Here is a 21,668-nt window from a genome sequence, read left to right as displayed (position 1 = left end):
CCAGGCAACTCGCCGACCAGCTTGGTTGGTTGGAAGCCGACGGCTCGGCCGCCGACCTGCCTTTGGGGCCGGGGGCGCGGGCGGTCATCAGCCGTAGCGATGAGGACTCTTGATGTTGACCATTGCCCCGGATGTCGGACGCGACAGTGCCCGTGGTGCCTATCGAACAGAGGGCTGGGTGCGGTGAGAACCTGGTAGATCTCGCGAGCGATGTAGCGCTTGAGGCAGCGGATGATGTCCTTCTGGGACAGGCCGTCCTTGATGCGTCGTTCCATGTAGGCGTGGGTGCGCAGGTCCCCGCGCAGGCGGCGGAGCGCGATGCGGTGCAGGGCTCGGTTGGGTTGCCGGTCACCGCCTCGGTTGAGGTGGTGACGGGTGATCTTGCCTGACGATACCGGGATCGGGGTCGTGCCGCAGAGCATCGCGAAGGCCGTTTCGGAGTGGAGCCGGTGGTGGTTCTTTGCGGCCTCACACCGGAACCGGCGGACGACCAGCACCACGTCACTGGGCGTCCGCCCGCCGCCAGGTCGGCGCGCCTCCGCTGATACCGATCATGGACCCGTTGCGAGCAGCACCCGCAGTCGGGACACCGCACCTTGTCCGTCGCGGTCCGAGCCTTGATCCTGAATCTCCCGTCAACCTCGCGGAGGTCTTCGACGACCAGCTCGGCCAAGTGCGGGAGTATCAGCCCCAAGATCCGATCACAGTTCACACATGATCAGATACCGGCCGTACGAACGTCACGGAGGGCATTCCCGAGAAGTGGATCAGAGCCGCTTCGCTTTTCCGCCGTCATACCTCTCTGATTCCAACGGCGTGGTGCAGAGAGGTGCTGCGTGCTGGGCAGACGGCGCCCCCTGCCACCCATGGCTCGACGAGACTTCCTTCCCGCCCCGGTCATGCCGCATGTCAATTCCCTGCAGGACCCGCAGGTGGGACCGCTCGAACGATTTAGATGCCAGCGACCAGGGAATATTGCAATTGCTACGCGACCACGTAGCAGAGGATTCATGTCTTCCAAGGAGGATGTCATGATCATCCTCGGTGTGATCCTGGTGGTGCTTGGGTGGCTCCTCGGCATCTCGATCCTGTTTACGATCGGCGCCATCCTCCTCGTCATCGGCCTCGTGCTGCTCTTGTTGGGCTCGATCGGGCGTCCGGTCGCTGGCCGACGACACTGGTTCTGACGCCCGGCGCGGGCGCGGATTATCCGAACTGAACGCAGTCACGTTGCGGGATCAGGGCAGCTTTTCGTCACGGTACTTCTGTGTCCTTGCGGGTGGGTTAACCGGCCAGTCGGCGAGCGGTGCGTCAAGTGAAGCCCGCAGGCCGCGCTGCTGCTCGTCGGCACAGTGGCCACGAGCGCGAGCACGAGGATCGTGCCAGACGCTCCCCAGGTACTGCGCGCGAAGTCATCGAAGTGGGGACTGACCTGGGCGTTTCGAGCGTCGTCTCCAGGGCAGTCGGGATCTCAACAAGCAGATTCGGAGGCGTCACATGACCACCGAGACTCTGATCTGGGTGGCCGTCGTCGTGGTAGTGGTGGCGGCCATCGCCGTAGTCGCATATCTTGCACTGCGGCATCAGCGCCGTGGCCGCCTCCGCGAACGGTTCGGCCCTGAATACGAACGCACGCTGGCCGAGCAGAAGAACACGGGAGCGGCCGAACAGGAGTTGCGCGCCCGTGAGGAACGCGTCGCCGAGCTCGACATCCGTCCGCTGACGCCCGAGAGCCGGCGGACCTATGCCGAGCGCTGGACAGAGGTGCAGAAGCGTTTCGTCGATGCTCCTGGTTTCGCGGTGACGGAGGCCGACCAGCTGGTGACGGGGGTCATGGCCGAGCGCGGCTACCCGATCGAGGACTTCGAGCAGCGGGTGTCCGACCTTTCGGTGGGGCACGGCGACACTCTTGACCAGTACCGGCAAGCCCATGAGATCAGTGGTCGTGCGGCCGCGAAGAAGGCCTCGACGGAGGAGTTGCGCCAGGCGATGAGGCACTACCGCTCCCTGTTCGAGGAGCTGCTCGGGGAGTCGCCGGCGAGCGACCGCGCCGCCCGCCGCGATCCGGCGACGGGCCGCGATGACCATGACGAAGGCAGCTCCCGTCGCGATCCCGGAGGACGGTGACGACATGAACCCGCGCAAGCGCGAAGACGAAGATCTGCGAACGCCGCGGCAGCGCGAGGAAGCGGTAAATAGGGGCGACGCCCCAGCGACGGGCCCTGCCCCTGCGCACAGGGAACAGGCCCGCAGGGATGTTCGTGACTCGGTGGAGGAGCCGGCGGGCCACGAGGCCCAGAGTTCGACCGACCCCCACGTAGTGTCCCAGGACAGGCGGTCCACGGACCTCGACGCCGCCACCGGCGACGTGCCGGTCGAGCCCGAACCCGCCCCAGCCCGGGCGCATGCCGTACCCCCGCAGAGCCCCGCCCTGTTCGACCAGGACCTTGAGCAGGCGCGCACGCGCTGGCGAGACCTGCAGACCACGTTCGTGGACGACCCGCGCCAGGCGATGGAGCAGGCGGACGAGCTTGTCGAGGAGATCGTCACCACGCTCACCAGCTCGCTGACCACGCGCACGAGCGAGCTGCGCGACCGGTGGAAGAACACCGACCAAAGCGACACCGAGCAGCTCAGGCTGACTCTTCGCGACTACAAGGCCACGCTCGAACAACTGCTCGCGCTGTCGGCCCCCAGAAATGAGGTCAGGTGACGTGCTCGCCATCGTGGCAGCGATCATTTTCGGAATCGGCTTCCTGCTCGACGTTCTGGGCATCGACATCCCGGGCGGGATCAGCGGCGTGACATTCATGCTGCTCGGCCTGTGCCTGCTGGCCCTGCATCAGGCGGGGATCGGCGCGGGCAGCACCGGCGGCCTCCTCGGCGGCTCGCGCCGTACACGACGCTGACGGCCGTGGGGAGGATGATCGAGGAACGCCCCTCCCAGGCGAGCAGGCGGCAACCTCGCCGCTGCCTATCAACGCCGTCCCGCATCAGTGTTTCGCGCCAGCCTCCAGGGCCGGCGTAGCTGGACAACCACCTGCCGCCCAGGAGGCAGACACGGCCATCATCGTCTGGCCCCTGCCTGTGGCCCGGCCTGGGGTTGGCCAACTGGTCGCTGCCGCGCCGAGAATGGAGGTGTCTGTGATGGCGATGAAGCGCGGCGTCGAGTCCGCGGGCCGCAAGGCGGCCTCTAGCCACTGGCTGGAGGGGCTCGCGCGCGGGGGGTTCGTGGCCTGTGGCGTGAACTACGTGCTGATTGGCCTGCTGGCCGTACAGATCGCGCTCGGGATCGGCGGTAAGACCGCTGACGCCGCGGGCGCGCTGCATGCCGTAGCCGCGCACCCCGGCGGGTTCGTGCTCTTGTGGCTGGTCGCCGTCGGCTTCGCGGGGCTGGCGCTGTGGCGGGTCGCCGAGGTGGTGTACGGGCAGGCCAGCCCGAACGGGCACACGGTCGCGAAGCGGTTGGCATCGCTGGCGCTCGCCGCTATCTACGTAGCCCTCTGCACCGGCATCGTCAGTTTCCTGATGGGCGTCGGGAGCCAACGTTCGGGCAACAGGCAATCCAAGGACTTCACCGCAACGCTCATGAGCTATACGGGCGGCCGATGGCTGGTTCTGCTGATCGGTCTCGGCGTCATCGCGGTCGGCGTAGGCATGATGGTGCAAGCCGTCCGAAAGAAGTTCATCGATAACCTGCACATGGCACAGATGAACGCGCGCACCCGCAAGTCGGTCGAGACGCTGGGGATGATAGGCATCCTCGCGCGAGGAGGCGTCTTCAGCGTTCTCGGGGTGTTCCTCATCATTGCCGCCGCCACGTTCGACTCCAAAGAGGCCCAAGGTCTGGACGGGACCCTGCGCAAGATCGCGTCGACACCGCTCGGTCCTTGGCTGCTGGTTGCTGTCGCGCTGGGCTTGGTGACCTTCGGGGTTTACTCCTTTTTCGAGGCCCGCTGGCGTAAGACCGAGCCCGGGTAGAAAGGGAGCCACCGATGACGGGGGATCTGAGAACGTGGCTACTCACCCCGCACGAGCGCGACAGCCCCTCGACACTGCTGGGCACGCCGACCGACAGGCTAGTAGACAGGCAAAGGCCGGGGCCGTTGGGGGGCCAGCCGCACATGGCGGGTGGTCAACCGACCGGCCGCGTAGCGCCATCAAGCCAAGCACTCCGGTGACCAGGTCCTCTGCGGGTCAGCGAGCTCCGGCACCCACGATGTCAGCGGTCCATGATGGTCCCATGACGCTCGCGCTCTTGCCCTCGCACACCAAGACGACGACCAAGACTTTCGTTGGACTTGTCTCGTGCGGAGATGGATAGCGGCTGACTGTTCGGTCCCTTGCCTGAGGGCGAACGGCGCAGGGGGCGTGTCTATGTGCGTCAAGCACGAACCTTGGCCCGGGCAGGCCGAGAGTCCTGACGGAAGGCCAGGACGCCGATAGTCGCCAGCGTCGACGCGATGACCAGTGCGATGATGACCACGATTGCTTTGCTCATGATCGACTCCTCTTGATTGCATTAAGTAGCGATCGGCTACTATTTGTAGTGTCTCCGGATGTGCCGTGCAGAAACCGCGCCTCCGGGGTTGCGGAGGAGAGATGACACCACTGTGAGCAATAACGGAAGGACGCCCCGGTCCGCCCGAACATGGCACCCCCAGTCAGCTCCTAGGCCTGGCTTGAATACACAGGCGGTCGCAGAGCAGGGTGACGCCCAGCAGCGCCTCCCGGAAATGACCGTCTCTGCCTTTGCGGAACGACACACAGCCGACTGCCCGCCGCCTATCAGCCAGCTGACCGCATCTGACATCAAGCACCGCTTCCAGCAGGCCGCTTTCCCGGACTGCTGCCGCCTGCGGGCCTATGCTCAATGCAACTCGAACCGGAGGTGACCGCGGCGAGGTCGTGGGTGGGCGTGGATCCTCATGTGAATGTCCACCAGCTAATCCATCACGCGGTGCCCGCTAACGCTGATGACCTCGTCGGGTGGCAAACCGCCTCGTGCGGGGAGCCGGTCGCCTTGGTGCCGCAGCGCCACTTGCTTCCGTTCTACGGGGCCGGGCACGGTGAGCCGCTGCAGTTCGACCCGACGCTGTCGATCCGTTGCCCTGACTGCCTGGCGATCGCCGTTGGAGAGGTGCCTGGCGTAACGGTGCTACGGCCTCAGGGCTCACAACAAGCGGTGTAGGCCAGGCAAAGGCCGGCGCCGGAGCATGATCCGCGGGTGGATGGGCAGCCTGCCCCGAGGCGAACTTCCAGGGACCTCTCGGGGCAGGTGCTCACCCACGACTTCCCGGCGGGGGCTCCGGCGAACCACCCGGCAACGGGGGGCACGGATGGGCGCGTCCGAGCAGTGCGTTCTCGGCGTCGGTCAGCGTCGGATAGCAGCGGAAGACCCGGTCCAGGCCGGTGCGGTACAGGATCTGCTCGACATTGTCATGCGCCCCGGCCAGGGCCAGCGGCCGACCGGCCGCCATCATCTGATGCCGGATGCCGATCAGCGCGCTCAGCCCGGAGGAATCGCAGAACGCCAGCTTCGACAGGTCCACGATCACGCCAGGCGGATACGGCACTGACTGGGCCAGAACCTTGTCCAACTCGCCGGTCAGCAACGTCCTGGTGTGCATGTCCAGTTCCCCGTGTAGGACGAGCACGAGTACCGAGGGCGTGCGGCGCACGACAACGCGCAGTGGCTGTTCCTGAGCCCCCGGCCTGTCCAACAGTCCCATCAGGACCACCCCCTTCACAGGGGCTTCTTCCCTCCCGAACAGGGAGAATCCGCCTTCTAAGCCGCCCGCACACTCGAGCGCTGCCTCGAACTCGGCACAGACTCGCGGGGCGGTGTGCTGGCCTTCTCGGCCTTCCCCTACGGCCGGAAGCCACCACCCTGGATGAACCTGGTCGCCTGGACCCCCTGTTGCGGGGCAGAAGGTGAGCTGTGCGCATCGTAGCCAGAGGTCACAGCCGGAAACGTGTCGAGTCGGATCGGGAGCGTCTCTGGAGGCTTGTGCCCCCCACGCTGGCGAAGATGGCGGCATGGAGCGCGTGTCTGATCCTCATCGGCATCGTGGCCGACTACGTGTTCGGTTTCGTGGCGATGATGCGCATCGTCGCCTTGCCGGTCGCGGTCGCGCTGCTGTTGACCGCCCTGCTGTTCCCGCTTACCAGGCGACTGCGCGCGGTGGGGCTACGACCGATCTACGCCACGTGGATCACCATGCTGGTCGCGTTGGCGGTGCTGGGCGGGACGGGCTGGATCATCGGGGTAAGGGCCAACGCGGAGTTCCCCAGCCTGGTCAGACAGGTGCAGGAGACCGCCAAGACGGTGGAGGGCTGGCTCTACACCGGCCCGCTGAACCTGGAGCCGAACCAGATCAGCAGATGGGTCGACGACATCGCCACCATGGTCACCCAGCAACAGCAGCAGATCACTTCGACGGTGCTCGCCGGTACCGTCGTGGTGCTCGAGGTGCTGGCCTCGATCGTGCTCCTGCTCTTCGTGACGTTCTTCCTGCTCAAGGACGGCGACCGGATCTGGGCCTGGTTCCTCCAAGCATTCGGTACGGCCGCGCCACGGGTCGACCGTGCGGGCAGGACCGCCTGGGTCACGCTCTCCCACTACGTGCAGGGCACCGTGGCCGTGGCCGCGGTGCACGGAGTCGTCATCGGTATCGTGCTGGCGGTCATGGGCGTCCCGCTGTGGGCCGCGCTCGCCGTGCTGATCTTCCTGGCCAGCTTCATCCCGATCGTGGGCATCTTCTTCGCCGGAGCCGTGGCCACGCTGGTCACGCTCGGCGCGAAGGGCCCGATCTACGCGCTGATCTTCCTCGGCATCCTGCTCGTCGAGCAACAACTGGAGAACCACGTCCTGCAGCCGCTGATCGTCGGCCGCGTGCTTCACTTCCATCCGCTGGCGATCATCATCGTGCTCGCGGTCGGCGGCATCCTCGCCGGCATCGCGGGCGCGGTCGTGGCCGTGCCCATCACCGCGATCCTCTACCGAGCGATACCCGAGCTCTTCAGGGAGGAGCCGCGCGGACGCCCGCCTGGGCCGGGTCGGCGACCACGGACACCAGCGGTACCTGATCGGGACGGCCCCAAGCCGGCGCCTGAACAGGCGAGCAGCGAGTCGCCCACCTCCATGGACTGATCCCTGCCCCCGCCACTCGATGCCACCGCGATCGGTACTGGGGTCATCGGCGAGGCGTTGCTGGCCCAACTCGATCCGGTCGACCGGGCCCGGCAGATCCGCGCCCGCCAAGCGCTGCGGCGATATGCCGACGTGATGTGCGGGGCGGTCAAGAACACCCACCCCGACAGCAGCCCCGCCACGCGTAACCCCTACAACTGCGTGGCCGCGTTGAGAGACCTCGCCGAAGAGCTATATGTCGCGGCCACAGGCGGCTGCCGCCGCCGACCCGGACGTCGACGACGGCGGCCCAGGCGACGTCGACATGTGGGGTGAGCAGGCCGGCGCCACCGGCACGCCCTTGCCGCGCTACCGCATGCCCGACCGCGCGCCGGGCGGTAGCTGCCGAGAGGCGTTCGGGACAACAATCCGTTTTGCGGGTGAAAGAAGAGGCTCTCACCAGGCGACCTGCAAACGCCGATCGGCGGCATCCGGCAGCCGGAATCCGGCACGGCCCGCGGGGTCGGTCTGCGAGAGGTCGCCCGCCAGTGTGTCGATGGCGTTCGCCAACTGGTCGGCGCGGGCGGCAAGCGCTCGCATCTGGTCGGGCGTGGGAGTGGCCGGTGTGGACGTCATGGTCACTCCTGTTCTTCCGACACGATCCAGGGATCTCGCCGCCTGAGACGTTTTCGCGAGACCTGCTGCCGGAAGTACCCCGCTAGCGCCGTGGAACGCGCCCTGACCAGGCCGGTAGCAGGGAGCAGCGCGCACAACGGCACCCCGCCACGGGCTCGTTGACGGGCGTCGATCGCGTGCCTGTCGCATATCAGCGCCTCGTCTCTGTTGGCGTCGATGAGGCGATGCGTGGCGGGTTCGCCCCGACCGCCGGGCCGCCGGAAGGGACCAACTTCACGAATGTTACTGTCTGAAATCAAACAGTAACTCTTCGTATCAATCTGTAGGGGAGAACCATGTCCATCACCAACGAGACGGTCACCGCAGACTTCGTCAAGAAGGCCCTGGCCGGCATGCAATATCCGGCCACCGCGCAGAGCGTGGCCAAGGCCCTGAAGGACAAGAACGCCCCCGAGCCCGTCGTCGAGACGTTCACTACGAACCGCGCCCTCCAGTACTCCCAGGCAGAGGACGTGGTCCGGGCGCTCAAGGAGCGCAAGCTGCTGAAGTAGCCGCAGAGCCGGTCGTCGCGGTCCGGCAACGCTGAGCGGAACCGCCTCAGACCGCCTGTCCGGTCAACAGCGCAAGGAATCCGCGTACTGAAGAACCGGCCCGCGCATCGCGGTGATGCGAGAGCCGGTGTGATGTGATCAAAGGCGTGCCCGGGGCTGAGTTGAGCAGTCCCGGGCACGCTCAGCGTGGCTGGCGCTCGACGACGAGCTTGTCCAGGTCGCGGTGCTCGACGACCACCGATGCCGCGCGCAGCGCGACAGCGATCTCTTCGGCCAGCAACGCCGACCGGTTCGGTGCCGCCGCCCGCGCATCCCACCGCGACCTCCCCGATCCGGATACGCGGGTACTGCCCTGTCGGGTCTGCGGTTGCGAGGCACGGTTTCCACGCGTCCCCGCCGGGCAGATGCTGCGAGTGCCTGTCCCGAGGAGGTCCCCAAAGATTCGCCTCGGGACAGGTCTGCTGTGCCAGCAGCGCCACGTCCGGCTCGTGCAGGTCACCCGGCCGGGTCCTGCGATCGCGCGCACGCGCGTGGGTAGCGCGCAGACTCCGAAAGCGCAAGGCCAGCGTGCCGGGCGCATGTGGGCATGTTTTGCCAAGTCCGCGAACTCCCCGACGCCGCAGGCGCGCTGTAGCGCTGCGGCAGATGGCCGATCCTTCCCCGTTGCCCAGCTCGATCGCCCGCGACATCTGCCAGTTGTTCGCCTGCGGTAGGCGAGCCGGGCCCCAGCGTCGCTGAGGCGGGTGTAGATCGCGATGAGGGCGGCCAGGCCGGTGGAGTCAAGAAAGTTGAGCGCGGACAGGTCGATCACGGTCAGCGGGGCCGGGTCGCTCGCGTACTCCTCGAACCAGGCGCGTAGGGCGGTGGCGGTTTGCCAGGTCAGCTCGCCGCTGGGCTGGAGGATGAGCGTGCCGGCGTCCGGTGTGGTGATCAGCTTCAGCGTGTCGCTCATGCAGGGTCCACCACCCGGGGTGGAGTCTCATTTGTCCCCGCGCGACCATCGGAAACGGGGCCTGAGTGGGCGTCGGAGTGGGTGGTGCGGTCCGCTGGGAGCCGCGGTGGCGTGCGGGTGGCGTCTGGGGGGTGGTGCGGGTTCGGCGGGTGTTGGTCGGGTGGCCAGGTCGGTGATGGTGCCGGTGGTGCTGGTGGCGGCCAGCGCGGTGGCGAGCAGGATCAGCTGGTTGGCGGCCTTGAGGTAGACGAGCATGACGGCGGCGCCGGCCACCAGCTGGTAGGCAGGGTTGGCCGCGGTGAGCTGAAGGTAGACCTGCCCCAGGCTGTTGAGGATTTGCAGGCCGACGGTGATGAGCAGGGCGGGTCCGAGCAGCCGCCGCAATGGCAGGCGCAGCCGAGGCGGTGCCGACAGCAGGGAGGTGGCCGGCAGCAGGTTCACGCCCAGGCCGAGCGCGACGCCGGCGCCGGTTTGCAGCCACCGGGCCGGGGCGGCGTCGCCTGTGAGGGTGTGGGTCAGCAGCCAGCCCAGCAGCGATTCGGCGGCGAAGGCCGCGGCCAGGCTGACGGCCAGCAGCAGACCGAGACCGGCCAGGATGGCCAGGTCGATGAGCTGGCGTAGCCAGACAGAAGCCGCCCGGGTATTGCTCCAGGTGCCAGATGGCCCGGCTGGCTGAGCGCAGCGTGTCCATCCAGAACAGCCCAGCCAGCGGCAGGGCGATGAGGGCGATGATGCCCACTGTTTCGCGGGCCTGGCGCAGCGCCTGGATGTCTAAGCGGGGGAAGTTGTCGCTGAGGTAGCCCGGCACCGTGGCCAGCACCGCGGGGTTGTCCAGGACGTGTCCGAGCAGCGAGAAGCCGAGCAGGATCAGGGCGAAGGTGGCGAAGAAGGCGTAGTAGGTCAACGCGGCCGACAGGCGCCCGGCGTCGACCTGGTCATAGCGCACGAGGGCGCGCACCAGGTGATCGAGCCAGCCGTAGCGGCGGCGGGCCGTCGACCAAGCCGCCGCCGCGTGCTTGGCTGCCCGCTTGAGCATCCGGCTCATTGGTATGGCTGCTCACTACCCCGCGCCGCATCCGATACCGCCACACCCGCCGCCATGCGTGCCGGGGGTGCGGGCCGCGCCCGGGATGTCGAGCGACGATGGAAAAGGGCCCGCCCAGGGCCGCAACGTGGGGGCGCTGGCAGGGCCGCTTGTCGTTAGGAGTTGCCCGACTCCGGCGGCGGAAAACGTCGAAAGCCGCCGGGCGATGGCGGCGAACGCACCCACTCCCTCGAAGTCGCAGAACGTCACCCCACCCGCGTCGAGGATCAGGGCCGGGCCGTCGCTCCACAGCCAAGCGGCATCGACATGGGCCATGAACACCGGCTCGCTGACGCGGTCCAGCACCCCTCGGGCGCTGACCATGGTGCAGTGGCCGTGATCGGAAATGCTGACCTGCAACGTGAAACCCTGCTGGGTATGCTCCACTTGCGATCACCTTCTTCCCAGATCAAGCCCTTCCCCGCCCCGTGCGAGATACGCACCGCCCACTGTTTGCGCCTGGCTCGTCACCGGAGCTTCAAGGGTTTGATCGCCCGCCTCATTCGGCCTCTGGATGGTTGGTCGGCCTCTATGGCAGTACGCCCGCCATAGGCGCAGACTGGCCGTATGAACGCCCCGAACCCCTCCTCGCCGGGCCAGCGGAAGCCACGTCGGTGGCCGGTTCGGCGTACCCGCGTGGGCGGCTGGTGGGTAGCGTTGATCGGCGGTGCGCTCGTGCTCCTCGTCTTGCTGATCTTCGTCCTGCAAAACGATCAACGGGTGCAGGTTTCCTTCCTTGGCTGGCAGGCTTACCTGCCACTCGGCGTGGCGCTGTTGCTGGCCGCCATTGGCGGCATCCTGGCTGTGGCCATCCCCGGCACAGCGAGGATCCTGCAACTGCGCCGCGCCGCCCTGCACCCCTCACCCCCGCGATCACAAGCCTCGCACATCACACCTGCCGCAGCAGCGGACCAGCAACCGCCCGCCAACCCTCAGCAGAGCCAGTCCGCGCCAGGTTCCGACGCGGCGCGCTAGATGGCGTGAGTACACAGCAGCCTGGCGCCCGAGCGGGAGCAGCCGTTGTCATCTGCCCTGAGATGCGCGCATACTGTGCCTGAGCCGGGCGCCTCGCGGTGCCAGAGGGCGGGCGGCGAACTCGCCCTCACCGGTGTGCACGGCAGGTGTGAACGCATCCTTCACATCACCGGCCTGGACGTCGTCTTCGCTCGACATCATCAATGACGCTGGCATCTTGACCTGCGAGCACCTGAACCGGATACCCAGCCCCGGCGCCCACGGCGCCCACCGCGGGTTCGGGCTGTACCTGATCCGCCGGCTGTGCGACGAGGTCCGGCTCGACCGTCCCGACGGCCACTCCCGCCTGCGCCTGCACATGCGCTACCCCGCCGCCCCGGTCGCTCGTCGTCGAATGGAGTAGGGAGTGATCGCTCGCCGCTTCCCCGGCTCTGCGCGCGCCTCCTCCATCGCCGTCTGGTGGTCCTTGACGACCTTGCCGTCGCGGATCTCACCGCGCCACCCCTCGCCGACGCTGTCGGGGTGCAGCAGGACATGCGCCATCACGTGCCGCTCGAAGTTCTTCAGTTCCAGCCGTACCCGCCGTCCCTGAGCGCGCCACAGGTTTCCGGTGCGCTCGAACAGCCCCTTCGGGTGATACTGCAGCACCACCAGGATCCGGGTGAGGTCGTCGGCGATCTCGTGGAACGTCACGACCCCGTCGACAGGGCCCTCCCGGCCCTTGCGGCCCTCGGAACACCAGAAGATCCGCTGGTCCGGAATCTGCTCGATGATGTGTACCTTCCAGTTTCGGTGGAAGGCGAAGACCTGAGCCTTCCAGGTGAGCTCCGTGTCGGAGTCCTGCTTGACGTTCGCCACCTTCTTTATAAAGGTCGGGAAGTCCGCAATCCGGGTCCACTGGTCGTACACCAGGCGGCGGGGCGCGCCGATGTCGATCGTCTCGACGATGTTGGTGGCCTTCTCAGGGCCGCCCTTGCCACGCTTCCCGCTGGTGACCTTCCCCCGCAGCTTTTTCCGTCCTCCTTTGAGGGCTCCGCTCAGCACGCTGCCGGGCTCGTCCGAGCCGGTCACCGCGCCGATGAGGCTCTTCCCGCCGTTGTCGGCGTAGTCGGTCAGCCGGTCGGCGAGGCCCCCGATCTTGTCTTCCGCGCGGGAGCGGGCAACGGCAAGAGCGCCAGGTGCGCACTGTCGCGGCGCTGCCTGGCGTCTTTGCTGTGCGGTGGGTCCTGCGACCCCGGCTCTGCTGGGGCCGGAATCCAGCGGTCAGTCGCGTTGACGCAGTTCTTCGTTGATGCGTAGAGCCTCGGCGAGCTGGTCTTCCAAGATGATGATGCGGCAGGCCGCCTCCAGGGCGGTGCCAGCATCGACGAGTTCGCGGGCGCGAGCGGCCAGGCGGAGCTGGTAGCGGGAGAAGCGGCGGTGGCCGCCCTCCGAGCGCAGCGGCTCGATCAGTTTGGCGGCGCCGAGACTGCGCAGAAACGCTGGGCTGACGCCGAGGATGTCGGCGGCCCGACCCATGCTGTAGGCCGGGTAGTCCTCGTCATCGAGCCGTTGCTCGGGACTGCCGGAGGCGGCGGCCGGCTTGTCAGCCTCCGTGCCGGCCCTCGTGCCAGCTGCCGTGTCGTTGGTGCGGTGGTGCGGGTCTCGCCTGGAGTGCGACACCTGGTGTGTTTGATCCATTCAACCTTCCCGAATGCGGACAGGGGCCCCGGCGCATGGATGCGCCGGGGCCCGAATGAGGTTTAACACCATCGACCGGCCATCCGGCCGGTCACTTCTTCCGCATATGCCCGCCTGCTGGGGCGGGGTGCGGGGATCGCGTAAGCGTGACCGTAGACCACCGTCCTGTTCGTGGAGCTGCGGTACCCGTGCGGCGATGACATCTAGCCGGCGACGGGCGATCCTGATGGCGTTCAACACTCCTTTCCGGTTATCCCTACGTCGACAGCGTGCGTCGACTCCGTGCAACGGCAGCGCGTCCACCGCCCCGGCCCTCTTCCACTGCACTGGCCGCGACAGTCCGACCTTCTGCCTCCTGCCTTTCCGCTCCGTACTGCTGTCCACGTCCGTCCGGGCAGTTCGTCATGGTGCTCGTCCTGCGCTGCCCTCGTGGATCCATCCCTTGCGATGTCAGAGACATTATCCCCACCCGGCGAGAATGTCTACCATGACGACAACAGGTTTTCTGCCCGCGAAGGGCAACAACCAGCCCTCGCCCCGACATGATCGACGCGAGGGCGGGCAGATCCCCAGGCAGTGAGGTGAGGGCGATGGGCGAGCACAGCCAGGTCCAGATCCACGGCCAGGGTCCAGGGCACCGTCAGAGGCAGAGGTGGGGGATGATCTGGCGATCGTGGTGTGGCATGGCGCGGTGTGCCCGGTGATCGCTCTGCGGGGCGAGCTGGACGCGGCGACAGTCGCCGGCTTCGCGCGCGAGGTGGACCGCGTCCTGGCCGACCGGCCCGCCGCGGCGGTGGCGGCTCTGTCCCGGCTGGCGTTCTGCGGCTTGGCATAGGCGCGCTGATCGGCGCGCGTGAGCGGGCGCGGGCACCTCGGCGGCGACCTGGTGCTGGCCGGGGCACAGGGCCGCTACGCGCGGACGCTGCGCCGCACCGGTCTCAACCAGGTCTTCCGGCTGATTCCCGGGCGGGCCGAGGTCGCCGACATGGACATGGGCGATGGCCGTAGTGACGCCGACCGGCCCGGCGCGAGAAGACGCCTCCCGCGGGTTTCGGAAGGTAAACCCGAGCGAGCCAAGGATCATGACAGGCACGGCAACATCGTCCTGCCCTGCGGCGGGCCTGCAGATCAGGGCGAGGCGCAAAAATCTAGACTCCGACCAGTGAACCCATCGAAAACACTGTGGGTGCCGAGAACTGTGTCACCTGCTCCGACCTGGCATGCGTCCCTCGGACAGCGGCGGTATACGAGGTGCTGTCGATCCCTGCCCGGCATGCTTGATCGCCGTGGCCTTCCGTTTGCTCTATCTGATCTTTGCTCGGCTGTGTGGCTGGCTCGTTCTGCTCGGCAGGTCTGCTGGAGCCAAGGATGCCGAGATCTTGGTGCTACGCCACCAGGTGGCTGTCCTTGAGCGGCAGGTGAAGCGGCCTCGGCTGTCGTGGGCGGACCGGGCGATCCTGTCGGCCTTGACGAGGGCGCTGCCGAGGGGGTGACGTAGCCGACTGCGGTTGATCGTCTCCCCGCGCACGCTCCTGCGCTGGCACGCCGATCTGGTCAAGCGCCGCTGGACGTTTCCGCGCCGCCGCCCAGGCAGGCCGCGAACGGGCATGACCCTCCAGCGGCTGGTGGTGCGATTGGCTCGGGAGAATGTGACCTGGGGATATCGGCGCATTCACGGTGAACTGGTCGGCCTGGGCTACGCGGTCGCCCCATCGACAGTGTGGGCGATCCTCAAGGCCGCAGGGATGGAGCCGTCTCCGAAGCGCGCGGGGCCGACATGGCGCGAGTTCCTTGCCGCCCAGGCCAAGACGATTCTGGCCGTGGACTTCTTCCACGTTGACACCATATTCCTGCGCCGCTTATACGTGCTGTTCTTCATCGAGCACGGCAGTCGCCGGGTGCATCTGGTCGGCGGCGAATCCGACCGGTGCGTGGGTCGTGCAGCAGGCCCGCAACCTGCTCATAGATCTCCAGGAAAGCGCCGGTGGTGCGCGGTTTCTGATCCGGGATCGGGACGCGAAGTTCACCGCGTTGTTCGATGCCGTGTTCCCCTCGATCGGGGTGAAGGCCATCATGACGCCGGTGCGAGCGCCGCGGGCCAACGCAATTGCCGAGCGGTGGATCGGCAGCGTACGCCGCGAATGCCTAGACCGGATGCTGATCACCGGTGAGCGGCATCTGCGCCACGTCCTGGCGGAGTACGCCGATCACTACAACCGCCATCGACCTCACCGGGCCCTGAACCAGACATCGCCGAACGGGCGGCCCGATCCGACCCCGCCGACGGGCCACCCTCGGCTGGTTCGCAGAGACCGCCTCGGTGGTCTGATCCATGAGTATGCGCAGGTCGCTTAGAGTGGCACTATTTCCGGCACCCACAGGATCTCCGGGTCGTGCAGGCCATCCTCGGCCACTCGCAACTGACCACGACGAAGCGCTACACGCACATCACCAAGACCCTCGCGACGGAGGCGGCGGCGCGGATGGGTCGCGCCCTCTGGGAGACGTGATTGCAACCCATAGTGCAACCCTGGGCGGATTCCCCGATCAAGAAAAGGGGAGTCCGCCCAGGTCATGTGAGGTAGGGCGCCCGGGGCTCGAACCCGGAACCTACGGATTAAAAGTCCGCAGCTCTGCCAATTGAGCTAACGCCCCTCGCAAGATGCAGGGTACAGAGAGTATCGCCCCCAGCGCGACGTCAGGCACCTCACCTGTACGCCGACAGTCCCGTCAGCGCCTCTCCCAGCACCAGCGTATGTATCTCCTCGGTTCCCTCGTACGTCAGGACGCTCTCCAGGTTCGTCATGTGCCGGATCACCGGGTACTCCAGTGTGATCCCGTTTCCACCCAGGATCGAGCGGGCCTGCCGGGCGATGTCCAGCGCGGCTCGCACGTTGGAGAGCTTCCCGAAGCTGATCTGCCGGGGCGTGAGTTCCCCCGCGTCCTTCAGGGCTCCCAGGTGGAAAGCGGTCAGCGACGACTGTGCCAGCCCGACGTACATCCACGCAAGCTTCTCCTGCGTCAGCTGGAATCCGCCGATGGGCCGGTCGAACTGGACGCGGGTCTGGGAGTAGCCGATCGCCGATTCCAGGCAGGCGCGGGCGGCGCCGACGACGCCCCAGAGGATGCCGAAGCGGGCCTCGGACAGGCAGGAGAGGGGCCCGCGCAGGCCGACCACCTCGGGCAGTACGGCGGAGGCCGGCAGGCGTACGTCGTCGAAGTACAGCGAGGATGTCACCGACGCCCGGAGCGACATCTTCTTGTGGATCAGGGGAGCGGAGAACCCGGGAGTGTCGGTCGGGACGACGAAGCCGCGGATGCCGTCGTCGGTCTGGGCCCAGACCACGGCGACGTCCGCGATCGAGCCGTTGGTGATCCACATCTTGGATCCGTTCAGGATCCAGTCCGAGCCGTCGCGCTTGGCGGAGGTGCGCATGGAGGAGGGGTCGGAGCCGTGGTCGGGCTCGGTGAGGCCGAAGCACCCGATGGCCGACCCTGAGGCCATCAGGGGCAACCATTGCTCCTTCTGCTCCTCCGACCCGTACTTCCAGATGGGGAACATGGCCAGGGAGCCCTGAACCGACACGAAGGAACGCAGCCCCGAATCGCCCGCTTCGAGCTCGCGGCAGGCCACGCCGTACGAGGTCGCGTCGGTGCCCGCGCAGCCGTACCCCTCGAGGTGCATGCCGAGCAGCCCGAGCTCGCCGAGGGCGGGCGCGAGCTCGCGAGCAGGGAAGACGGCCTCTTCGAACCAGTCGCCCACGTACGGCAGGACGCGGTCGCCGACGAACGATCTGACCGTGTCCCTGATCAGTTTCTGGTCGCCGGTGAGCTTGTCGTCGACCCGCAGCAAGTCGTCCATACCCCAGGGTTCTACCAGGGGCAATCCCGATGTGGAAACGCCGCGCCCGAGGGCAGTCTTGAGGCATGAGCGAATCGAACATCAAGCAGTTGCGCAGGACCCGCCAGGGCAGGATCATCGCGGGCGTCTGCTCCGGCATCGGCGACTACATCGGCATCGACGCCAACCTGGTCAGGATCGGCCTGGCGATCGCGACGGTGTTCGGTGGCGTCGGCATCGGCGTCTACGCGATCGGCTGGCTGCTCATGCCCGAGGAGGGCAAGAACACCTCGATCGTCCAGGACCTGATCAACAACAAGCAGGCCAAGGACACCTGGCACCAGGAGACCCCCGACTACAGCCCCGCCGCGGGTTGGCAGCACCAGGAGCCCACCGTTCCCGGTGACCAGAAGCCGCAGGCGTGACCATGCGGGCGGGCTCAGGCGGCGGCCTGAGCGCGCACCCTGGCGACGATGTCGCCGCGAGACTCGGTCCACATCATGGCCAGCACGGCCGCGACCGTTACCCCGCTGATCCCGGCGAGGGCGACGACGGGCTCGGGACCGAGTCTCTCGGCGGCCAGTCCGCCGATCAGGATGCCGATGCCCTGCGCCGCCATCAGGCCTGACTGCACCAGTCCGAACGCCTGGCCGCGCCGTTCAGCGGGGACGCACTGGACGAAGGCGGCATTGGCCGCGAGCTGGTAGGCGCCCCCGATCCCGGACAGAACCCACAGGCCGAGCACGATCGCCAGCGAGGGCCGCATCGCGCACACGATCAGCGGCGCACATGTGAGCATCGACAGCCACCCCATGGCCCGCAGCCGCCCCGACGGTGAGACGAACCTGCTGAAAAGGAACGCCCCCAGCACCGTCCCCGTCGGCATCGCCGCCATCAGCAGGCCGGTGATCACCGGCACCGGCAACGTCGTTCCCTTCGCCAGCTCGACCGCGTACGGCACCGCGATGCCCTCGGGCAGCACGTAGAACCCGCACAGCCACGCGAACATGACGAGCGTGCGCAGCTTCCTGTCGCCGAAGACCAGCACGACGCCGGCGCGCGTCATGTGCCACATCGACGGCTTCGATCCGTCCGTACGGCCGGCGGCAGGCCTCCGCCGTACCCCCGAGACGAGGATCAGCGCGGAGGCGAGGAAGGTGGCCGCGTCCAGCGCCAGCGCCCTGTAGGGCCCGAGGAAGGCGATCATCGCGCCGCCCGCGGCGAAGCCGAGCATCTGGACGGCCTGGTTGGTGATGTTCTGCAACGCCGAGCCCGCGACGTAGCGGTCGCCTTCGAGGATCTCGGGCAGCAGCGCCGCCCTGGCCGCCGAGAACGGCGCGCTGAGCAGCACGACGAAGAACACCAGCACGCACAGCGCGGCGAACGGCATGCCGGGTACGGCCATGGCGGCCACGAGCAGCGCGCGGACGAGGTCGCACACGATCATGACGCGGCGGCGCGCGAAGCGGTCGGCCAGGCCCGCGAGCAGCGGCCCGCCGACGATCGACGGCAGGTAGGTCAGCGCGTAGACGGCCGCCGTGGCCATGGCCGACTGCGTCCTGTTGAACACGAGCACGGCGAGCGCCACCTGCGCGAGCTGGTCGCCGAGCAGGGAGAGGCCCTGGCCGTACCAGAGCGCACGGAATTCGCGTATGGCGAGGACCTCGCCGTACGTGGCCTGTCGTTCGGAGGCGCGCCTGTGCCTCCCCGGAAGCCCAGCCCCCATAGGTCCCCGCTGAACCTGACTCAGAGTGTTCGCTATGTCACCTAAGGTGCCGGGGGGGAACCTTGAGCGCAACCGAAAGCAGCCAAGCTCTTGCAAACTGTAATCGTCAGCGCGGAATTACCAACCGAGTTGGTGGAGTCGGTCGTCATCGATCCCGAAATGGTGCGCGATCTCGTGGACGACCGTGATCTGCACTTCTTTCACGACCTGCTCCTCGGTATCGCACATCTGGCATATCGGGTTGCGGTAGATCTCGATGCGGTCGGGCAGAACCGCTGAGTACCAGTCGCCGCGCTGGGTGAGGGGAACACCGGTGTACAGCCCGAGCAGGCCGCGCTCCGGCGGGTCGTCGACGACCACCACCACGACGTTGTCCATCACGCTGGTCAGCTCAGGAGGGATCGTGTCCAATGCCTCGGCCACGAGTTCCTCGAACTTCTCCCGGGAGACCTCCATCACGGTTGCCATTCTGCCCCGTTCGTCAGGTAGGCAAGAAGGCGTATGAACTTCATCAGAACAGTCATACGGTCGCGGGCCGCCAAGGTCGCCGCGGTGCTTCTCGTGGCCGCGGTCGGCGCGTGGCTCGGCATCATCCTCAGCGGGACCGTCCGCGCGCAGGTCGGCCCTGTCGAGACGGGGATGTCCCTCAGGCCCGCGTGGACCGGCGAGACGGTGGTCGACGCCCACCCGCTCGGCACTCTGAGGTTCCGCAGCCACGACGCCCCGCTCCGCCTGCGCATCACGCTCGAGAACATCGACCAGGACAAGGCCAAAGCCCTCATCGACGACCCGCGGCTCGCCTCACGGCTACCCGAGATCATCGAGGACGACCTGAGAAACGGCGTCCAGGCGCTGGTGATCCGCTCGCTGCTCTGCGCCGCCGCGGGCGCCCTCCTCGCCGGATTCGTCGTCTTCCGCAGGCCCAAGGTCGCCCTCTACAGCCTGCTGGCCGCCGCCGTCGCCCTCGCGGGCACCGGCGCCGCCGCCGCCGTCACCTTCCGTCCGAGCTCCCTCGTCGAGCCCCGCTACTCGGGGCTGATCGCCGCCGCGCCGTCACTCGTCGGCAGCGCGCAGTCGATCGTGACCAAGTTCGAGTCGTACCGCCAGCAACTCACCAAACTCGTCACCAACGTCTCCAAGCTGTACGACACGGTCTCCGCGCTGCCCACCTACGACCCCGCGCCTGCCTCCATCAAGGTCCTGCACATCTCGGACATCCATATCAACCCGATCGCGTGGAACGTCGTCCGCTCGCTCAAGGAGCAGTTCATGGTCGACGCCATCGTGGACACGGGCGACATCTCCGACCACGGCACCAAGGCGGAGAACGCCTTCATGGACGAGATCGGCAAGCTCGGCGTGCCGTACGTCTTCGTCAGAGGCAACCACGACTCCAAGATCACCGAACGGGCGGTCGCCGCGCAGAAGAACGCGATCGTCCTCGACGACAAATCCGCCACGGTGGCCGGGCTGCGCGTCTACGGTCTCGGCGACCCCCGCTTCACTCCCGACAAGTCGATGGCGGCCGACAACGATCCCGCCCACATGCTCGAGTTCGGCCGCCAGCATGCCGTCCGGCTGCCGCGGCCCTCGCCCATCGACCTCGTCGCCATCCACGACCCCGACGCGGCCAAGGGATTTTCCGGAGCCGCCCCCATGGTCCTGGCCGGCCACTCCCACCGCCGATCGACCACGCTCCTGCCGACGGGGACCCGCATCCTCGTCCAGGGTTCGACCGGTGGCGCGGGCCTGCGCGCCCTCGAACACGCCGAGCCGACACCCGTCCAGGCGTCCGTTCTGTACTTCGACAGAGCCACTCACAGGCTCCAGGCCTGGGACGACATCACGCTCGGCGGTCTCGGAGAGCAGTCGGTGTACATCCAACGTCACGTCGAGCCGGACCCTCGACGTATGATTTCCCCAGAGCCAACGACAGCCCCGTCGCCAACGGGAACTGTCAGCGGCGCTTCCCGCGGATAGCCGCTTTGGCACTAGGGGCAATCGTCCCCTATGCTTCAGAGGTCTCCAACGGAAGACGTCAGGAACGGGACGAAAGTCCCGAGCCCCCATCGTCTAGCGGCCTAGGACACCGCCCTTTCAAGGCGGCGGCACGGGTTCGAATCCCGTTGGGGGCACGGCTACACCGGACGAACGGAAGGTCGAAGACCTCCGAAAGACTGGTAAGCTAAGCGAGGCGCTCCGGCCGAAAGGCCGGAACGAAGCAAGGTCCTGTAGAGCAGTTTGGAGTGCTCGCCACCCTGTCAAGGTGGAGGTCGCGGGTTCAAGTCCCGTCAGGACCGCTCTGGGTCAGGTAGCTCAGTTGGTACGAGCGTCCGCCTGAAAAGCGGAAGGTCGGCAGTTCGACCCTGCCCCTGACCACCATTCCTGAGCTGCAAAGAAGCCCCGAAGCGATAATCGCTCCGGGGCGTTTTTGTGTCTGTGACAGCAACGCTGACAGCAACAGCGCGCCGCCTCCGCTGCTCGGCGACCGTGGCAGGCTGATCCTCGTGTGGTTACTTCCTTGGCCTGTGGCAAAAGATCTTGATCGCGGCACGGCGCTGAAAGTCGACGAGGGCGGGAGCAGGGCCGCCGTCGCGGGCCAGGACGAGTTGGGGACGGCTCGGGACGGTCAGGGACTCGGTGGAGTTGGCGTCAGACGTCCTGATCGGGTCCGGGGACGTCTCCGAGACGTCTTCGGCACCCGGAGGTGATGAGCGGCGTTCGAGCATTGAGACCGCGACGAGGAAAGCGCCGGCGGGTGTGGCGGCGGTGAGCCAGCCCCAGAGGGTCGGGTCGGCTTGGGCGAGGTTGGCGGCCAGGGACAGGACGATGCTGCCGATGAGGACGAGGGTCGGCCAGGACATGCGGCCCTGCCGTACTCGACCGGTCCGCTTGTCGCGCTGGCGTTCGCGGGCGGCCATGACGCAGGTGAGGTCGATGCATACGGCGACGGCCCAGGCCATCCAGCCGGTCTGGCCGTGTTCGCTGGCGGTGTCGCGGATGTGGGTGAAGGAACCCGCACCCGCGATGACGGCCAGGACGACGACGGGGCCGGAGTCGAGCAGCCAGTAGGCGAGGCGTCGCATAGCGG

24 protein-coding genes, 4 tRNA genes and 3 pseudogenes are annotated in these 21,668 nt (G+C 67.4%); 17 read left to right on the top strand and 14 right to left on the bottom strand.

Features of this window, described 5'->3' with window-relative positions:
- Positions 1-182: 182 nt before the first annotated feature.
- A pseudogene (locus tag AB0B45_RS44595) lies at positions 183-449 on the bottom strand (transposase); the annotation flags it as partial.
- A gap of 582 nt (positions 450-1,031) precedes the next feature.
- Between AB0B45_RS44595 and AB0B45_RS44590 the strand changes: the two are divergent.
- The 5 genes from AB0B45_RS44590 (at position 1,032) to AB0B45_RS44570 (ending at position 3,981) form a co-directional block, all read left to right on the top strand.
- Positions 1,032-1,187 carry a DUF6131 family protein gene (locus AB0B45_RS44590; RefSeq protein WP_358143926.1) on the top strand — a complete coding sequence of 52 codons (156 nt, stop codon included), beginning with the start codon at positions 1,032-1,034 and terminating at the stop codon, positions 1,185-1,187.
- A gap of 310 nt (positions 1,188-1,497) precedes the next feature.
- Positions 1,498-2,127, top strand: a complete 630-nt coding sequence (locus tag AB0B45_RS44585) for a hypothetical protein (protein ID WP_358143924.1) — start codon at positions 1,498-1,500, stop codon at positions 2,125-2,127.
- A gap of 4 nt (positions 2,128-2,131) precedes the next feature.
- Positions 2,132-2,713, top strand: a complete 582-nt coding sequence (locus AB0B45_RS44580; RefSeq protein ID WP_358143923.1) for a hypothetical protein — start codon at positions 2,132-2,134, stop codon at positions 2,711-2,713.
- Position 2,714: 1 nt separating this feature from the next.
- The gene (locus AB0B45_RS44575) at positions 2,715-2,909 is read left to right on the top strand and encodes a hypothetical protein (RefSeq protein WP_358143922.1); all 195 of its coding nucleotides are present in this window, start codon (positions 2,715-2,717) and stop codon (positions 2,907-2,909) included.
- Positions 2,910-3,147: 238 nt separating this feature from the next.
- Complete coding sequence (locus AB0B45_RS44570) at positions 3,148-3,981, top strand: DUF1206 domain-containing protein (RefSeq protein WP_358143920.1); 834 nt, start codon at positions 3,148-3,150, stop codon at positions 3,979-3,981.
- 1,301 nt (positions 3,982-5,282) lie between these two features.
- On the opposite strand, the gene AB0B45_RS44565 is transcribed toward AB0B45_RS44570, so the two are convergent.
- Positions 5,283-5,750 carry an STAS domain-containing protein gene (locus tag AB0B45_RS44565; protein WP_358143919.1) on the bottom strand — a complete coding sequence of 156 codons (468 nt, stop codon included), beginning with the start codon at positions 5,748-5,750 and terminating at the stop codon, positions 5,283-5,285.
- Positions 5,751-6,031: 281 nt separating this feature from the next.
- On the opposite strand from AB0B45_RS44565, the gene AB0B45_RS44560 reads away from it, so the two are divergent.
- Positions 6,032-7,153, top strand: coding sequence for an AI-2E family transporter (locus AB0B45_RS44560; protein ID WP_358143917.1), 1,122 nt, complete (start codon positions 6,032-6,034; stop codon positions 7,151-7,153).
- A gap of 435 nt (positions 7,154-7,588) precedes the next feature.
- Here the strand turns inward: AB0B45_RS44560 and AB0B45_RS44555 are convergent, their stop codons facing one another.
- On the bottom strand, positions 7,589-7,768 hold the full coding sequence (locus tag AB0B45_RS44555; protein ID WP_358143916.1) for a hypothetical protein: 180 nt from the start codon (positions 7,766-7,768) through the stop codon (positions 7,589-7,591).
- A gap of 335 nt (positions 7,769-8,103) precedes the next feature.
- Between AB0B45_RS44555 and AB0B45_RS44550 the strand changes: the two genes are divergently transcribed.
- Positions 8,104-8,319 (top strand): DUF2795 domain-containing protein, encoded by a 216-nt coding sequence (locus AB0B45_RS44550; RefSeq protein ID WP_358143915.1) that lies wholly within the window; start codon positions 8,104-8,106, stop codon positions 8,317-8,319.
- A gap of 181 nt (positions 8,320-8,500) precedes the next feature.
- Here AB0B45_RS44550 and AB0B45_RS44545 read toward each other — a convergent pair whose 3' ends face one another.
- The 4 genes and pseudogenes from AB0B45_RS44545 to AB0B45_RS44530 all read right to left on the bottom strand — a co-directional run bounded on the left by AB0B45_RS44545 (position 8,501) and on the right by AB0B45_RS44530 (position 10,742).
- Positions 8,501-9,271, bottom strand: coding sequence for an STAS domain-containing protein (locus tag AB0B45_RS44545; protein WP_358143913.1), 771 nt, complete (start codon positions 9,269-9,271; stop codon positions 8,501-8,503).
- Positions 9,272-9,298: 27 nt separating this feature from the next.
- The gene (locus tag AB0B45_RS44540) at positions 9,299-9,865 is read right to left on the bottom strand and encodes a hypothetical protein (RefSeq protein WP_358143930.1); all 567 of its coding nucleotides are present in this window, start codon (positions 9,863-9,865) and stop codon (positions 9,299-9,301) included.
- A 124-nt stretch (positions 9,866-9,989) separates the two neighbouring features.
- Positions 9,990-10,307 (bottom strand): annotated as a pseudogene (locus tag AB0B45_RS44535) (YihY/virulence factor BrkB family protein); the annotation flags it as partial.
- A gap of 24 nt (positions 10,308-10,331) precedes the next feature.
- Positions 10,332-10,742 (bottom strand): hypothetical protein, encoded by a 411-nt coding sequence (locus AB0B45_RS44530; protein WP_358143912.1) that lies wholly within the window; start codon positions 10,740-10,742, stop codon positions 10,332-10,334.
- A gap of 249 nt (positions 10,743-10,991) precedes the next feature.
- On the opposite strand from AB0B45_RS44530, the gene AB0B45_RS44525 reads away from it, so the two are divergent.
- A complete protein-coding gene (locus tag AB0B45_RS44525) occupies positions 10,992-11,330 on the top strand; it encodes a lipopolysaccharide assembly protein LapA domain-containing protein (RefSeq protein ID WP_358143910.1) in 339 nt (112 codons plus the stop codon).
- Between the two features lie 217 nt (positions 11,331-11,547).
- On the top strand, positions 11,548-11,733 hold the full coding sequence (locus AB0B45_RS44520; RefSeq protein WP_358143909.1) for a hypothetical protein: 186 nt from the start codon (positions 11,548-11,550) through the stop codon (positions 11,731-11,733).
- Here AB0B45_RS44520 and AB0B45_RS44515 read toward each other — a convergent pair.
- The gene (locus AB0B45_RS44515) at positions 11,694-12,401 is read right to left on the bottom strand and encodes an SRPBCC family protein (RefSeq protein ID WP_358143908.1); all 708 of its coding nucleotides are present in this window, start codon (positions 12,399-12,401) and stop codon (positions 11,694-11,696) included. The two genes, AB0B45_RS44520 and AB0B45_RS44515, sit on opposite strands and share 40 nt — an antisense overlap.
- Positions 12,402-12,593: 192 nt before the next feature.
- Entirely contained in the window at positions 12,594-12,848 is a 255-nt protein-coding gene (locus tag AB0B45_RS44510; RefSeq protein WP_358143928.1) for a MerR family transcriptional regulator, read from the bottom strand.
- Between the two features lie 814 nt (positions 12,849-13,662).
- Between AB0B45_RS44510 and AB0B45_RS44505 the strand changes: the two genes are divergently transcribed.
- From AB0B45_RS44505 to AB0B45_RS44495, 3 genes and pseudogenes are all read left to right on the top strand, one after another.
- Positions 13,663-13,845, top strand: a complete 183-nt coding sequence (locus tag AB0B45_RS44505) for a hypothetical protein (protein WP_358143906.1) — start codon at positions 13,663-13,665, stop codon at positions 13,843-13,845.
- 1,103 nt (positions 13,846-14,948) lie between these two features.
- Positions 14,949-15,365, top strand: coding sequence for a transposase (locus tag AB0B45_RS44500; RefSeq protein WP_358143905.1), 417 nt, complete (start codon positions 14,949-14,951; stop codon positions 15,363-15,365).
- Positions 15,366-15,382: 17 nt separating this feature from the next.
- Positions 15,383-15,520: pseudogene (locus AB0B45_RS44495) on the top strand (hypothetical protein); the annotation flags it as partial.
- A gap of 72 nt (positions 15,521-15,592) precedes the next feature.
- Here AB0B45_RS44495 and AB0B45_RS44490 read toward each other — a convergent pair.
- Together AB0B45_RS44490 and AB0B45_RS44485 are read right to left on the bottom strand one after the other, a co-directional pair.
- Positions 15,593-15,665, bottom strand: a tRNA-Lys gene (locus tag AB0B45_RS44490).
- A gap of 52 nt (positions 15,666-15,717) precedes the next feature.
- A complete protein-coding gene (locus AB0B45_RS44485) occupies positions 15,718-16,872 on the bottom strand; it encodes an acyl-CoA dehydrogenase family protein (RefSeq protein WP_358143903.1) in 1,155 nt (384 codons plus the stop codon).
- Positions 16,873-16,937: 65 nt separating this feature from the next.
- On the opposite strand from AB0B45_RS44485, the gene AB0B45_RS44480 reads away from it, so the two are divergent.
- On the top strand, positions 16,938-17,276 hold the full coding sequence (locus tag AB0B45_RS44480; protein WP_358143902.1) for a PspC domain-containing protein: 339 nt from the start codon (positions 16,938-16,940) through the stop codon (positions 17,274-17,276).
- Between the two features lie 14 nt (positions 17,277-17,290).
- Here AB0B45_RS44480 and AB0B45_RS44475 read toward each other — a convergent pair whose 3' ends face one another.
- On the bottom strand, positions 17,291-18,577 hold the full coding sequence (locus AB0B45_RS44475; protein WP_358143901.1) for an MFS transporter: 1,287 nt from the start codon (positions 18,575-18,577) through the stop codon (positions 17,291-17,293).
- Between the two features lie 117 nt (positions 18,578-18,694).
- A complete protein-coding gene (locus tag AB0B45_RS44470; RefSeq protein ID WP_358143899.1) occupies positions 18,695-19,045 on the bottom strand; it encodes a metallopeptidase family protein in 351 nt (116 codons plus the stop codon).
- 33 nt (positions 19,046-19,078) lie between these two features.
- Between AB0B45_RS44470 and AB0B45_RS44465 the strand changes: the two genes are divergently transcribed.
- The 4 genes from AB0B45_RS44465 (at position 19,079) to AB0B45_RS44450 (ending at position 20,959) form a co-directional block, all read left to right on the top strand.
- Entirely contained in the window at positions 19,079-20,557 is a 1,479-nt protein-coding gene (locus tag AB0B45_RS44465; RefSeq protein WP_358143898.1) for a metallophosphoesterase, read from the top strand.
- A gap of 82 nt (positions 20,558-20,639) precedes the next feature.
- Positions 20,640-20,712, top strand: a tRNA-Glu gene (locus tag AB0B45_RS44460).
- A 90-nt stretch (positions 20,713-20,802) separates the two neighbouring features.
- Positions 20,803-20,877 (top strand) — tRNA-Asp (locus AB0B45_RS44455).
- Positions 20,878-20,882: 5 nt separating this feature from the next.
- Positions 20,883-20,959, top strand: a tRNA-Phe gene (locus AB0B45_RS44450).
- Positions 20,960-21,090: 131 nt separating this feature from the next.
- Here the strand turns inward: AB0B45_RS44450 and AB0B45_RS44445 are convergent.
- Entirely contained in the window at positions 21,091-21,663 is a 573-nt protein-coding gene (locus AB0B45_RS44445; RefSeq protein WP_358143897.1) for a DUF2637 domain-containing protein, read from the bottom strand.
- Between the last annotated feature and the right edge of the window lie 5 nt (positions 21,664-21,668).

Source organism: Nonomuraea sp. NPDC049152, from assembly GCF_040648355.1.
Classification (GTDB): Bacteria; Actinomycetota; Actinomycetes; order Streptosporangiales; family Streptosporangiaceae; genus Nonomuraea.
Note: the sequence above shows the minus strand (reverse complement) of the source record. Positions and strands in the feature narration are given on the sequence as shown.

What these genes read in the sequence shown, in the direction of transcription:
- AB0B45_RS44590 (WP_358143926.1), top strand. Translation starts at nt 1,032, where the DNA reads ATGATCATCCTCGGTGTGATCCTGGTGGTGCTTGGGTGGCTCCTCGGC.
- AB0B45_RS44585 (WP_358143924.1), top strand. Translation starts at nt 1,498, where the DNA reads ATGACCACCGAGACTCTGATCTGGGTGGCCGTCGTCGTGGTAGTGGTG.
- AB0B45_RS44580 (WP_358143923.1), top strand. Translation starts at nt 2,132, where the DNA reads ATGAACCCGCGCAAGCGCGAAGACGAAGATCTGCGAACGCCGCGGCAG.
- AB0B45_RS44570 (WP_358143920.1), top strand. Translation starts at nt 3,148, where the DNA reads ATGGCGATGAAGCGCGGCGTCGAGTCCGCGGGCCGCAAGGCGGCCTCT.
- AB0B45_RS44560 (WP_358143917.1), top strand. Translation starts at nt 6,032, where the DNA reads ATGGCGGCATGGAGCGCGTGTCTGATCCTCATCGGCATCGTGGCCGAC.
- AB0B45_RS44555 (WP_358143916.1), bottom strand. Translation starts at nt 7,768, where the DNA reads ATGACGTCCACACCGGCCACTCCCACGCCCGACCAGATGCGAGCGCTT.
- AB0B45_RS44550 (WP_358143915.1), top strand. Translation starts at nt 8,104, where the DNA reads ATGTCCATCACCAACGAGACGGTCACCGCAGACTTCGTCAAGAAGGCC.
- AB0B45_RS44545 (WP_358143913.1), bottom strand. Translation starts at nt 9,271, where the DNA reads ATGAGCGACACGCTGAAGCTGATCACCACACCGGACGCCGGCACGCTC.
- AB0B45_RS44510 (WP_358143928.1), bottom strand. Translation starts at nt 12,848, where the DNA reads ATGGGTCGGGCCGCCGACATCCTCGGCGTCAGCCCAGCGTTTCTGCGC.
- AB0B45_RS44485 (WP_358143903.1), bottom strand. Translation starts at nt 16,872, where the DNA reads ATGGACGACTTGCTGCGGGTCGACGACAAGCTCACCGGCGACCAGAAA.
- AB0B45_RS44480 (WP_358143902.1), top strand. Translation starts at nt 16,938, where the DNA reads ATGAGCGAATCGAACATCAAGCAGTTGCGCAGGACCCGCCAGGGCAGG.
- AB0B45_RS44475 (WP_358143901.1), bottom strand. Translation starts at nt 18,577, where the DNA reads ATGGGGGCTGGGCTTCCGGGGAGGCACAGGCGCGCCTCCGAACGACAG.
- AB0B45_RS44470 (WP_358143899.1), bottom strand. Translation starts at nt 19,045, where the DNA reads ATGGCAACCGTGATGGAGGTCTCCCGGGAGAAGTTCGAGGAACTCGTG.
- AB0B45_RS44465 (WP_358143898.1), top strand. Translation starts at nt 19,079, where the DNA reads ATGAACTTCATCAGAACAGTCATACGGTCGCGGGCCGCCAAGGTCGCC.
- AB0B45_RS44445 (WP_358143897.1), bottom strand. Translation starts at nt 21,663, where the DNA reads ATGCGACGCCTCGCCTACTGGCTGCTCGACTCCGGCCCCGTCGTCGTC.